Here is a 12502-nt window from a genome sequence, read left to right on the forward strand (position 1 = left end):
AAGGTCAGGCGAGGACAAAAGCGCTGTGTGGGTTCACGATTCCGGGAGTTTCGCGTTGACGACGCCCCCGTCTTCCAATCGAACGACACCGTCGAAGAGCCGACACAGTCGTTCGTAGACCGCGTCCTCGTGGGCGAGTGAGTTGAGGGTAAACAGCCCGATTGCGTCCTGTTCTTCGATGCGAGCAGTCACGACATCGAGAAACCGTGCCGTGCGCTCGGCGCCGCTGTACATCAACAGCGTCGAGACGGAGTCGAAGAGGACGCGCTCGCCACCCGAATTGCCGTCCGGACTCCCGGCGAGTACGTCGGTCAGTTCCATTCCGACACCGGTGAGGTCGTCGGGCGAAGCCGCATACCGAACCGAGGGTGAGTCGAGTCGTAGTTCGCCTCCCTGCTTCGTCACGCAGTCGATAACGCCGACCGGTCCGTCAAAGAAGTCAGCGTGGTCGCGTCGAATCGTAAGTGCGGACTCGCGGTTCGTGACGATAATCGGTCTGTCCTCGGGCCCAGCGGCGAGTAACTCCATTCCGAACTGCCGTGTGCCCGCCATCGGCGGCCCGACGACGAGGAGGTTCGTTCCGGCCGGTACGGTCCGGTTGTCGAGTTCCTCGCCGAGGTCGTAGGCCGTTTCGGAGGCCGCTCCGACCCACTCGAACCCACCGTTCCCTTTCATGGGTGACTCGATTGGTCTCGTTCGAATAGTCGTACCGCCGGATACAAACGGCCTATAATACGACGGTCGCTCTGCCCAGCACGAACGCGACGGCCGCGGCGAACATCCCGACTTTCAGGAGCGTCTGCCCACGGGTCGGGTCGCCGAAACTTCGGTACGCGCCGGCGAGCAGGAGCCCGACTGCGGGAACGAGTGCGAGCAGGTACACGACGCCGAAGGTCCGAAGCACGTAGGGCAACGGACTGGCGACGACTGCGACGACGACGAACAGCGCCGCGACGAACAGCGCCCGCCGTTCGCCGATTGCGATTGGGAGGGTGTTCAGTCCCTCTTCGCGGTCGCCGGCGATGTCCTCGACGTCCTTGACGATTTCCCGGGCGACGGTCGCGGACGCGGCCAACCCGAACAGCACCCCCACCGTCGAAAGGTCACCACCGACTGCCGCTCCGCCGTAGACGAACGTGCTGCCCGTCAGCAGTCCCACGACGAGGTTTCCCACACCCGGAAGCCCCTTGAACAGTTTCGTGTACGCGATGAGCGCAGCGAGGTCCGCGACGGCGATGGCGATGGCCAGCGGCGGAAGCAACAGCGTGATTCCCGAGGCGACTCCGAACAGGACGAGACTGTAGCCGAGGGCAGCACGTGCGCCGACGGCACCGCGCGGAATCGGTCGGTCCGGCTGGTTTATCGCGTCGATTTCGCGGTCGAAGTAGTCGTTGATGGCGTTGCCGGCGCCCGTGGCGAGCACGGTCGCCGTAATCGCAATCGCCATCGGCGCGGCGCTGTCGAGGCCGCCCGCGACGAACGCACCGATGAACGTCAAGGCCCCCGCGGCAACCGCATTGCCCGGCCGGAGCAACTCGATGTACCCGCGTGCCGTTCCCATGGGGCCACCTCCAGCGGCCCCGGCATAAGGAACGCGGAACCGACTGGCTTGTCGTCCCAACCCATCCGTCGACAAAATGGACAGCGTTAAAACACCGAGGGCGTTACGTGGTTTCGAGGGCGCTTAGCTCAGTCTGGACAGAGTACTTGGCTTCGGACCAAGCTGCCGCGGGTTCAAATCCTGCAGCGCCCATGTTTTCACGACGACCGAACCCGAAGCGATATGTTCGGGGACCGTTCCGAAATTATTTCCGCAACTTCCCATTCGGGGGCCGGAACGGCCAATAATGTCCCGCAGGCCCCCGTTTTAGTCCGTTCGAATCGTACGATATAGTGTGAACCGACCGATGTCACAGATACGCGTACGTAAGTCGTTCGACCCGTCGCTGTTCGTCGCCGGCGCGGTGGTGGCTCTCGCGAGTCTCGCCGTGGCGGCGTGGATGCTCAGACTCGGCGATATCGTCACGGCGGTTGGACTCGGATTGCTCGTCGTGTCCGGTCTGTTGCTGGCGGGAATCGGTCTCTCGTCCGAGCCAACAGCACACTGACGGTCGTTTCGATACGAGGTTCCAGTGAGTGACGAATCCCCTGTAGACGTGGCGACGTGGATGCTCCTCCTGTCGGTAGTGGTAATCGCGTTTCTCGTCGGCGTCGGTCTGTTGCAACTGCTGACGACTGGAGATGTCGGTTCCTTCTTCCGGAACCTCGGTATCGGGCTGTTCTTGGCGCTGTTCAGCGTCGGGTTCTATCGGAAGTGGCACGAGACGGAAGTGTAGGAATCACCCGTAGGACTCCCCCTCTTCGACTGGGCCACTGAAGGCCGAGTACAGGACGACGAAATAGCTCACGACCAGAGGCAGGAGTAGCGCTGCCCCGATCGACGAGAGGTTCAGCGGGAGTGTCGACACGATAGCGTCACCGACCCCGAGTCCGGTCGCGGGGTCGATCAACGGGAACAGCAGCGTCGCGACGAGCGCCACGAGGCCGTACACCTGGCCTGCAACGGCTGCGAAGGCGAGGTAGTGGCGCTCCGTCCGGCTGGCGGCGACGTATATCCCGGCTAACACGATGGTTGCGCCGAGCAGTCCTAGCGTCGGAAGGGAGAACAGGTCGACGTGCGCCGCGGAACGACTGCCGACGACTAGCGCGGCAACGGCAACGAGGAGGTAGACAACCTGCGCGATGTGACCGAACGTCCGCGTTTCCAGACGGACGTCACCGCGTGTCTTCATTCCGAGGTAGGCCGCACCGTCGACGACGGTGAGTGAAACGACCGCCAGCCCGACGAGCAGGCTCGCAACCGACGCTACGCCCTCGACGCCGAACAGCCAGTTGCCGACGAACACGCCGAGGAAGAAGGGCGAGCCGATGCTGCCGACGACGAACGCCTGTCCCCAGCGGCGTTGCCAGGCTTCGTCGTGGCGCTGTTCGTACATCTCCGGGGCGAGCCCGCGGAGTATGAGTGCACCGAGAATGGCGAACATGAGCAGGTAGTGACGACTGAAGAGCGTCGCGTACACCTCCGGAAAGACGGCGAACAGCATACCACCGAAGACGACGAGCCACACTTCGTTGCCGTCCCAGAACGGGCCGATGGCCGTCAGCAACTGCTCGCGCTCGGCGTCGGTTCGCCGCGTCGCGAACAGTGCTCCCACGCCGAAATCGAACCCATCGAGAAACAGGAACGTCCCGAGCACGGCGAACACCAGCGCGAACCAGAGTTCGGGGAGCGGCAATCCGAGCAGTGGCCCGTCGGCGAGACTCAGCGGCACCGCCGCGGAAAGCGGATCAGTCATCGCCGGGCACTCCCTTCTCCGGGCCGCTCACGTCACGGTTCGGCGTCGCCGGCCGGGTCGGCGCTTGCTCGCGGATGAGACGAACGACGACGTACCAATAGAGGGTGAGCAACCCCGTATACACGCCGACGAAGCCGGCGAGCGTGATGAGCGCTTCCGTGCCGGTCAGCCCGGGAGAGACGCCAGCGTGGGTCTTCATCACCCCCTGGATGACCCACGGCTGGCGGCCCACCTCCGTTACGATCCAGCCCAACTCGACCGTGAGGATTCCGAGGACGGACGACCCGACAAGCGCCTTCGCAAGTAGGTCGTCCTCGAAGAGCTCTCCGCGGAGCCATCGGTAGCCACCCCAGAACGCCAACAGGATGAACCAGAAGCCGAGGCCGACCATCGCTCGGAACGCCCAGAACACGATGGCGACAGGGGGATTCTCGGAATCGAACTCGTTTAACCCCGTGATAGTGGCCCCGGGGTCGTCACCGCTCGCCAAGAGCGATGCGACGAAGGGAATCTCGACGACGAACAGCTCCTCGGCGTGGGGGTCGGTGATGTCCTCTATGCTCGTCGGAAACGCCAGGAGCTTGAGTCCGACCGAGGAGTCGGTTTCGTACTGTGCCTCCATGGCGGCGAACTTCTGTGGCTGCGTGTCGGCGACGTGACGGCCGTAGGCGTCGCCGTGAATCGCTTGAAACGGGGCTGTGACGAGCAACACCGCGAGACCGATTTTCATCGTTTTCCGCCAAAACTCCGTGTCACGGTTCGTCCAGACGTAGTACGCCGCAACGCCCGTCATGAACAGCGCGACGGACAGTACCGCCGCGTTCTGCATGTGGACGTACATCCACGGGAACCGCGGGTTGGCGTACGCAGCGATAGGGTCGACAAGCGCGATAATCGGCTGTCCGCTCTCGGTTGCAACCTCGTAGCCGCGCGGCGTTTGCATCCACGAATTGGCGATGAGAATCCAGACGGCCGACAGCCACGTACCGAGGCCCACGAAGACACTCGATATCATATAGAGGCGGTCGGTGACTCGCTCTCGACCGAACACGAAGATACCGAGGAACGTCGCCTCGAGCATGAACGCCATCATACCTTCCATGGCGAGTGGCCCGCCGAACAGCTCACCCGCCGCCGTCGAGAAGGCCGCGAAGTTCGTTCCGAACTCGAACTCCAAGACGATTCCCGTCACCGTACCGACGACGAACGAGATGGCGAATATCTTCGTCCAGAAGGCGCGGAGTTGTTCGTACACCTGCTCTTCGGTCCGTATCTCTTTCCACGTGAAGTAGATGAGAAAGGGCGCAAGGCCCATGCTCATCACCGGGAAAATAATGTGGACTATCGTCGTCAGCGCGAATTGAAGTCTGCTGGCGATGACTGGGTCGATCATGCTCGTGTTCTTGTTGAAGGAGTGTCTGTTTCGGCGGCTACCGCCGCGAACGAACCCTAAGGGGATGCTGACAGCCCAGCGCTCGATTACTGCTCGCGGGTGACGAACCACCAGTCGTAGTATTCGGTACCGTCGTCGGCTTCGGCCTCCGCTTTCCGGGCCGCCGCGTCGGCTTCGGTACTCGGCGGCGACAGGAGCACTCGGTCGCTGAACGTCTCGTTGTTCGGCCAGTCAGCAGGCACGGCGACGCCGTGTGCGTCGCTCTTCTGGAGTGCACGCAGCGACCGCAGAATCTCGTCGATGTTGCGTCCGATTTCCATCGGGTAGGTCAGAATCAGCCGAACAGTCCCTTCGGGGTCAACGATGAAGACGCTGCGGACGGTCGCCGTTCCCGCCCCGGGGTGGAGCATTCCTAGGCGCTTGGCGACGGACCCCTGGTCGTCGGCGATTATCGGGAACCCGATGTCGACATCGAGGTTCTCGTCGATCCACTCGGTCCACTTGATGTGGGAGTGAACACGGTCGACCGACAGCCCGACCAGTTCGGCCTGCTGACTCTCGAACTCCTCACGGCGCTGCTCGAAGGCAACGAACTCCGAGGTACAGACGGGGGTGAAGTCCCCGGGGTGACTGAACAGCACGAGCCACGACCCCTCGTAGTCGTCCGGAAGGGAGCGTTCGCCCATGCTCGTCTCGACGGTTAGTTCGGGGAACTGGTCGCCGATTCCGGGGGTCTCGACGGTCGGTTCGGCCGCGGAACCCATTGGTTTCGTCATTACATCTCGTAGTTGGGTACCGAGACATTAAGTTGGTCTTCTAAAAACTATTATTTCTGTTTCGAATTGCTTACTCCGAATGTAGAAAACATTATTTCCGATACCGGGGTGTCAGTTCGGGTCTATCGGGGTCGCGTCCGTCCCGACGCAGCGAACCGCGATGGCGAGCGCGAGGCCGTCAGTCGGACTCCTCGAACGAGACGCTCCCGAGTCCGCGAGCGGCGTTGACCAACCGCCCGAGCGCCCGCCGGACGTCGGCGTCGAACAACGCTCCGATGAGGCCGAAGAACCCGACCGGCTTCGGGTCCTCCTGTGCGAGGCCGTCGACGGTTGCGTCTAAGGCGTCGGTGACCTTTGGGTCGCCAAGCGTCTCCACGAGCGCGATCATGTTCCCCGCGTTTCGGCCGAGTTCGTACATCTCGACTTCGTTTTCGGCGTGGGCGTCCGCAAAGCCCGCCGCGGCCATCCGGAGGTCCCGGATGACGTTCCGGTTGTCCTGGGCCGCGTGACGCAACTCCGGTACGAGGTCCATCGCGGTGGCGTGGGCCGCATCGAGCAACTCGAGCAGTTCCGCGAGGGTGTCGGCGTTGTCCCCCAACCGTTCGAGCAACACGAGCGTCTCTTCGCTCTCCAGTGCGAACCGAAGCCGTTCGATCACCTCGCGGTTTTCCTGGATGGCGACCCGCAACTCCGGGACGAGGTCGTCCGAGAGGTCTTTTGCCGCTACCAGCACGTCGAGCAGTTCGACGAGCGTATCGGCCTCCTCGCCGACTTTCCCGAGGAGAACTAGCGTCTCCTCGCGCTCGAAGGCCAACCGAAGCTCCCGAATCGGCTCGCGGTTCTCGCGGGCCGCCTCCCGAAGTTCCGGCGCGAGACTCTCGGCGAGTTCCTCCGTCGTCGCGAGCATCCGGAGCAGTTCCGCGAGCTCTTCGTCGTTTTCCTCGATGGCACGCGCCAGCTCCGTCTCGTCGTCGAACGGACCGTCCGTCTCGATGGATTGGTGTTCGCTCGCCATAGTTACGGGAGTGGGTCGTAGCCGCGCAGCCAGCCGTTCCAGTAGAAGCTAGGAAGGATGTTGATGTCCATAATCCAGTTCATCCGGCTCTCGACGGGCGCGGAGATACTGTCCTCGTAGTCGAACTCCGCAACCATCGCCTTCCCTTTCTCCGTCAACAGCGGACAGGCGGCATAGCCTTCGTATTCGGCGGTCATCCGGCGGCCGTCCATGTGTGCGGTGAGGTTGTCGAGGACGACGTGGGCTTGCTTGCGCGCCGCTGCCGCCGTCTTGGCGTTCGGCGTGCTGCAGCCGTCGCCGAGTCCGAACACGTCGTCGTACTCGGTGTGCTGGAGCGTGTGCTCGTCGACGCTGACGTACTCACCGTCGTTTTCGATGTCGCCCTCGGTCAGCGGCGAGTTATCGGTAAGCGCCGGTTGGCCGTATTGCGGTGGGACGGGCGCATAGAGGTCGTACTCCTGGGTGTCGCCCGAGTCAGAGTGGATGACCTGTTCTTCGTAATCCACCTCCTCGACAGTGAAGTTCAGATTGGCTTCGATGTCCCGGCCGGCCCAGATTTCTTCGAGCTTCTCCCGATAGGGCGAGACGCCGAAGACGGTGTCGCTCCCTTTGGTCATCACGACCTCGACGTCGTCGCGGATGCCCTGCCGCCGGAAGTAATCCTCGGCGAGCATCGTCATCTTCAGCGGTGCTCCACCGCATTTGATCGACGTGTCGGGGACGGAGACGACGAACGTGCCGCCGTCGAAGTCCTCGAGTGCCTCTCGCAGTTCCATCGCGGCCTCGAAGTGATAGAACGGGTAGACGGCGTCGGTCTCCTCCCACCCCTCTATCATCCCCGGCGTCGCCTCGGGAGCGAGTCGGTGGCCCAGCGCGACGACGAGATAGTCGTACGACAGTTCGCCATCGCCGAGGGAGACAGTCTTCTCGTCGGGGTCGACGCCCGTGACCTCGTCGTGGACGAACTCGACACCGTCCCGGAGAAGCCCGCGTACGTCGCGGAACTGGTCTTCGGGCTCCATGTACCCGAACGGCAACAGGTAAAACGAGGGTTGATACGCGTGTTCTGTACTCTTGTCGACGACAGTGATTTCGGCGTCGGCGCGACTCAACCGGCGGCGAAGCATGTTTGCGCTCATCGTGCCGCCGACACCGGCACCGAGCACGACTATGTGGTCCATAGACATCCGGTGTTGGACGGTGTTACACCTGAACGCTGAGGTAGCTGAGACAATGTCAGTGACTTCGGGGAGCTATCGAACTTGCAGAAATAATTTCGGAAACCCGTTCGCCGTCGGTGCCTCATCGTGACAGAAAATGCAGTATCGACTCGAAGCAGTGGCTCACCGCCTACACATCCGACCGATGCGTTCGACGTTGGCCAAAACGTGTCCCCGTCGCTACTCCTTTGAGTCGCACGTCTCTATCGGGACGTCGACGAGGTTCCCCCACTCGGTCCAGGAGCCGTCGTAGTTCGCGACGTTCGGGTAGCCGAGCAGTTCCGAGAGCGCAAACCAGACCAGCGCCGAGCGCTCGCCGACGTTGCAGTAGACGATGATTTCGTCTTCTTCGCTGACGTCGGCTTCGGCAAACGGCGCCTCGAGCGCCCGGGGGTGTTCGAACCGCCCACACTCTCGGACGACGGAGGTCCACTCGACGTTTATGGTCCGTGGGATGTGCCCACTCGCGCGTGCGGGGGCGTCGGCCTCCCCGCAGTACTCTTCGCGCGAGCGAACGTCGACGATGTCGATGTCCTCCGAGAGAGCGTTCTGAACGTCCTGCCGGTACGCTCGGATGTGGTCGTTCGGTGTCTGAGCCTCGTAGTCCACGGCTGTCACCGGCGGCGCTACATCCGTCGTCGGGAACTCGTTCTCGGTCCAGTAGTGTTTGCCCCCGTTGAGCAGGCGAACGTCACGGTGGCGGTAGTACTTGAGCGTCCAGTAGACGAACGCTGCGAACTCGTTGTACCCGTCGCTGTACAGGACGACGGTGCTGTTCGGCGTGATTCCGCGCTCGCCCAGTATCGTTTCGAGTCGGTCGGCGCTCGGAATCGTCCGCGTACCGGAATCCAAGAAGTCCTCCCGCGGGTCCAACTCGACTGCGCCCGGGATGTGGCGGTCGTCGTACTCCGTCGATATCTCCACGAGCCGGAGGTCGGAATCGTCGGTTTTGAACTCCGCTAGCCACTCGTGGGCACTGTCGGGTTTGACCAGCACCTGCTCCGGATAGCCGGTCCGGTTTCCACCGAGCGACCGGAAACTGATACTGTAACAGGTCTGTCGACCGTCATGTAACGCCGGTGCTGCCTCGATGAGGCCCGCGTCCTCCAATTTGGTGAGGCCGTACCGTGCCGTTCGGGAACAGAGGAGAGTTTCTTCCGTAATCTGCTTCAGCGTCATCGACCCCTCCCGAGACAGCGTTTTGTAAATGAATTTTGAACTCGGCGGGAGGTCCCTCAGGACCTCCTCGATGTCTGAAGTTTGCATTGTCTCTACAATACTGTCTATTGAACTGTGTCGTAATGACGTTACTGGTTGGTTCCGGTCCCGCGTCGTTCCATTCCACGGTCCAGTAGCGGCTTCGGCGTACATGGTGGGCGGAAAGGTCCCCGAAATAATTTCGGGAACTCCCGGTGAATCTCCCCCGTCTCGAGTGAATATACGAAATTATTCTCCCCGCTCGAATGGTTTTAAATGTGGTAATTATACAATACAGTGACGATGGTCGAGACAATCACGGCAGAGCAGTTGAGAGATATGATCGACGCCGACGAGGAGTTCGTCCTCTTCGACACTCGGTCGCCCGATAGTTTCGAGGATTGGCACATCGACGGCGCCGAGAACGTGGAGTACTCCGGGGACGACGACGAACTCGTCGGAGAACTCGACGAGGACGCCATCGACGCTGGCGACACCGTCGTCACGATTTGTGCGACGGGTAACTCCGCGAGCAGTTTCGCCGAGTACCTCGAACGCGAAGGTGACGCCCACGACGTCAAAACCGTCGAGGGTGGCATGGAAGCCTGGAGTATGGTGTACGACATCGTTCCAATCGCCACCGAGAACGACGACCTCGTCGTTCTACAACTCCAGCGACGCTCCAAAGGCTGTCTGGGGTACGTCGTCGGTTCGAAGCGCGCCGGCGAGGCCGCACTCGTCGACGTGACCCGTGCGACCGACGAGTTCGTCGACGCCGCCCGCGCATACGGGCTGAAAATCACCCACATCCTCGATACGCACATCCACGCCGACCACATCTCGAAGGGGCGAGAACTCGCCGACCGACTCGACGTGCCGTACCACCTCGGCGCGCCCGCCGCGACGCGCGACCCCGACTTCGAGTTCGACCCCATCGAACCGAACTCCGTCGTCGAACTCGGCGACGTCGAAATCAAAGCTGTCCACACCCCCGGACACACCACGGGCATGACTTCGTACCTCGTTGACGACGAGGCACTCTTGACCGGCGACACGCTGTTTGTCGAGTCCATCGGCCGGACGGAACTCCAGTTCGCCGACAAGGACGCCCGTGACGGCGCACGCGTCCAGTACGAGACGCTGCATAAGGTCATCATGACCGAATCGAACGACGTGAAGATTCTGCCGGGGCACTTCTCGGTCACCGACGACGGCGAGTACATCGACGTGACGCCCGGACAACCGATGTTCTCCACGGTCGGCTACCTCTGGAAGAACAACGAGATTCTCCAGCTGGACGAAGACGAGTTCGTCGAGCACATGTTCGAGAACCTGCCGTCGAAGCCGCCGAACTACGAACAGGTCATCGCGACGAACGCCGGCGAGTACGACCCCGAAGAGGGCGAGGAGTCCGAACTCGAACTCGGGCCGAACCGCTGTGCGGCGACATCCGAAAGCGCCGTCGCGGACGACTGAAGTCGTTTCCCACCCCTGACGCAGGCGGTACGTATCCCATCCCTTCTCCCCAGTTGCTGAGCGCATCGTTTTTGATTCGAAGCCACGTTGCTCGGTAGGCCCCGTGCTCACCCGAACACAGGGTTTTAACGGCCACCTCCCGAATCGTCGTGTATGCCCGACGTGGAAGTGTCGTTGCCGGACCGAATCGACAGTGAAATCGACCGTCTCGTCAGCCAAGGCGAGTTCCTGAACCGCGAGCAGGCGGTCGAAGAACTCCTCTCGATGGGCGTGTCTGCCTACGCGACGACCGAAGACACCGACGATGTCGAGGGTGACCTGTTCACGCAGATGACCGACGACCAACAGGACCCGGCAGCGATGACGGACGAACCGGACGACGAGTTCACGTTCTGAGGAAACCGCGGTTCACTGCTGTTCGTCGACCGATAGCGGTGCGTCGCTCCGGTAGACGTACCGCATCGGAAGCCCTTCGGCGTCGCTCGGTGGGTCGGCGGGAAGCGACCGCAGTTCGCCGGGACCGGGGCGGACGGTCAGCGCGAGTGCGACGGCATCGAGAACGGCCGGTATCGGAACGCGGTGGCCGGCGGTGGCCTCGGCGACGGACTGGACGGTCGGCGGCGCGTCGCGGTCGAACTCCGCGAGCGTGCGCATCCGTTCGGCGTAGCCGGCGGCAACCGCCGGTTGCTCCGTCATGGGTTCGCCCGCGAAGGCACGGTAGCACAGTTCGGGATGGGCCTCGACGAATATCGGCTGGGCCTCGTCGATGGTCGTCAGGAAGTCGTCGACGGCGTTGACGAGGTGGGCACGCTCGAAGGCGGCGCGGGACAGTTCGCTGTCGGTTTTCCGCTCGTGGACCCGAGCGGCGGTGCGATAGCGCTGCTTGCGGGTGGCTTCCCGGACGGGCGCGGGCACGATGGCGTCGGTCCTGGCGAGGTACTCGGCGGCGGCGCGTTCGTTCGCTCGCGGTGCCGTCGCGGACTCCAACCCGACCGGCACGTCGATGGCGATGCGCTCGGCGCTGTCCTCGTAGCGCGTCCAGAGTTCGCCGACCCCGCCGACGACCGCCGTGTGGTCGTAGCCCGTTTCGGTGTAGGCGACTGCCAGCCAGGCGCCGTCACGAGCGACGCTGCCGACGTAGTAGTCGCTCACGTTGTACAACTGCGCGTGCCCGTACGTAGGTGTATCGCCGATGTCCGACACGCGTCGTGCGCTTTCCCGGCGTCAGTCGGCGGCGACGGAGTCCTCGGGACCGGCGAGAAGGTCGCTTTTGGGGTGGTCGCGGGTGACGTTGATGGGGCAGCTGTCGGGCGCCTGGGATTCGTCTTCCCGGAAGAGGTACTGGCGCCACTCGCGGTCGCCTTCGACCCCCCAGTCCCCCAAATCGGCGTGTGGACAGACACCGTCGTACCCTTCCAGTCGGTTTTGAATCACCTCGCGGGCGTGTTGGCCCTGCTCGTAGTCGGCGGTGACGTGCATGTTCTCGAACAACGCCCGGGGTTGGAACGTGATTTCCAGTCCGATGGGACAGTAGCGGCTCGTGTAGGTGTCGTAGAACGGCGCCCGACACGTCGGGAACATCGGTTCGCCGCCGAATGAGAACTCCCACTTCGGGTCGTCGGGGTCCGTCGGGATGTCGGCGGGCCACGGTTCGGGGTCGTGGACGTGGAGGAACTGGAGGATGTGCCAGAGGGTGTCGTGGTAGTCGGCTTCCGAACGGCGGCGTTCGGGCGGGCGGAAGAACGCGACAAGCGAGGCGCGATCGGCGTGGTCCTCGTAGCAGTCGAGGTACTCCAGGATGGCCTCACCGAGTCCCGTGAGTGCGTCCCGGTCGCTCATCGACGGGACGCAGGTGTACAGCAAATCGCCGTTGCGGACGGCTTCGGTCCCGAAAAAGCAGGGAAACGGCGTCCCGTTGCGCTCGCCGGTGAGACCGTCGGTGAAGGAGGTGAAGTGCGCTCGAACCCACCCGGGGACTCGCTCGGCGTCGACGCGTTCGGCCATCGTCTCGTGGTCGACGAGCGATTGGAGACCCGACTCGTTCATACACGGCGTTGCCGTCGTGGATT

Annotated in this window: 14 protein-coding genes and 1 tRNA gene; 5 read left to right on the forward strand and 10 right to left on the reverse strand. The window is 62.9% G+C overall.

The features are described 5' to 3' along the window. Positions 1-33: 33 nt before the first annotated feature. Together HWX69_RS08320 and HWX69_RS08325 are read right to left on the reverse strand one after the other, a co-directional pair. A complete protein-coding gene (locus HWX69_RS08320; protein ID WP_178916670.1) occupies positions 34-675 on the reverse strand; it encodes an RAD55 family ATPase in 642 nt (213 codons plus the stop codon). A gap of 52 nt (positions 676-727) precedes the next feature. After that, positions 728-1561, reverse strand: a complete 834-nt coding sequence (locus HWX69_RS08325) for a geranylgeranylglycerol-phosphate geranylgeranyltransferase (protein ID WP_178916671.1) — start codon at positions 1559-1561, stop codon at positions 728-730. A 117-nt stretch (positions 1562-1678) separates the two neighbouring features. Between HWX69_RS08325 and HWX69_RS08330 the strand changes: the two genes are divergently transcribed. The 3 genes from HWX69_RS08330 to HWX69_RS08340 all read left to right on the forward strand — a co-directional run bounded on the left by HWX69_RS08330 (position 1679) and on the right by HWX69_RS08340 (position 2336). Next, positions 1679-1753, forward strand: a tRNA-Arg gene (locus tag HWX69_RS08330). 142 nt (positions 1754-1895) lie between these two features. Next, positions 1896-2108, forward strand: a complete 213-nt coding sequence (locus HWX69_RS08335) for a hypothetical protein (protein WP_218644769.1) — start codon at positions 1896-1898, stop codon at positions 2106-2108. A 24-nt stretch (positions 2109-2132) separates the two neighbouring features. Then, the gene (locus HWX69_RS08340) at positions 2133-2336 is read left to right on the forward strand and encodes a hypothetical protein (RefSeq protein ID WP_178916672.1); all 204 of its coding nucleotides are present in this window, start codon (positions 2133-2135) and stop codon (positions 2334-2336) included. 3 nt (positions 2337-2339) lie between these two features. On the opposite strand, the gene cydB is transcribed toward HWX69_RS08340, so the two are convergent. The 6 genes from cydB to HWX69_RS08370 all read right to left on the reverse strand — a co-directional run bounded on the left by cydB (position 2340) and on the right by HWX69_RS08370 (position 9026). Beyond that, complete coding sequence (cydB, locus tag HWX69_RS08345; protein WP_178916673.1) at positions 2340-3356, reverse strand: cytochrome d ubiquinol oxidase subunit II; 1017 nt, start codon at positions 3354-3356, stop codon at positions 2340-2342. After that, positions 3349-4749 (reverse strand): cytochrome ubiquinol oxidase subunit I, encoded by a 1401-nt coding sequence (locus tag HWX69_RS08350; protein WP_178918315.1) that lies wholly within the window; start codon positions 4747-4749, stop codon positions 3349-3351. The genes cydB and HWX69_RS08350 overlap by 8 nt, the downstream gene beginning before the upstream one ends. A gap of 86 nt (positions 4750-4835) precedes the next feature. Beyond that, the gene (locus tag HWX69_RS08355) at positions 4836-5525 is read right to left on the reverse strand and encodes a peroxiredoxin (protein ID WP_246286498.1); all 690 of its coding nucleotides are present in this window, start codon (positions 5523-5525) and stop codon (positions 4836-4838) included. A 178-nt stretch (positions 5526-5703) separates the two neighbouring features. After that, on the reverse strand, positions 5704-6540 hold the full coding sequence (locus HWX69_RS08360) for a DUF1641 domain-containing protein (protein WP_178916674.1): 837 nt from the start codon (positions 6538-6540) through the stop codon (positions 5704-5706). 2 nt (positions 6541-6542) lie between these two features. Further along, a complete protein-coding gene (locus HWX69_RS08365; RefSeq protein WP_178916675.1) occupies positions 6543-7721 on the reverse strand; it encodes an NAD(P)/FAD-dependent oxidoreductase in 1179 nt (392 codons plus the stop codon). Between the two features lie 219 nt (positions 7722-7940). Continuing rightward, positions 7941-9026 (reverse strand): rhodanese-like domain-containing protein, encoded by a 1086-nt coding sequence (locus tag HWX69_RS08370; RefSeq protein ID WP_178916676.1) that lies wholly within the window; start codon positions 9024-9026, stop codon positions 7941-7943. Positions 9027-9260: 234 nt separating this feature from the next. Here HWX69_RS08370 and HWX69_RS08375 point away from each other — a divergent pair, with 234 nt between their 5' ends. Continuing rightward, entirely contained in the window at positions 9261-10433 is a 1173-nt protein-coding gene (locus tag HWX69_RS08375; RefSeq protein WP_178916677.1) for an MBL fold metallo-hydrolase, read from the forward strand. 153 nt (positions 10434-10586) lie between these two features. Next, the gene (locus HWX69_RS08380) at positions 10587-10829 is read left to right on the forward strand and encodes a ribbon-helix-helix domain-containing protein (RefSeq protein ID WP_156710178.1); all 243 of its coding nucleotides are present in this window, start codon (positions 10587-10589) and stop codon (positions 10827-10829) included. Positions 10830-10841: 12 nt separating this feature from the next. Here the strand turns inward: HWX69_RS08380 and HWX69_RS08385 are convergent, their stop codons facing one another. Then, on the reverse strand, positions 10842-11585 hold the full coding sequence (locus HWX69_RS08385; protein ID WP_178916678.1) for a DUF429 domain-containing protein: 744 nt from the start codon (positions 11583-11585) through the stop codon (positions 10842-10844). Between the two features lie 72 nt (positions 11586-11657). Continuing rightward, positions 11658-12479, reverse strand: coding sequence for a YqcI/YcgG family protein (locus HWX69_RS08390; protein ID WP_178916679.1), 822 nt, complete (start codon positions 12477-12479; stop codon positions 11658-11660). Positions 12480-12502 lie beyond the last annotated feature (23 nt).

Origin of the sequence: Natronomonas gomsonensis, from assembly GCF_013391635.1 — an archaeon.
GTDB lineage: Archaea > Halobacteriota > Halobacteria > Halobacteriales > Haloarculaceae > Natronomonas > Natronomonas gomsonensis_A.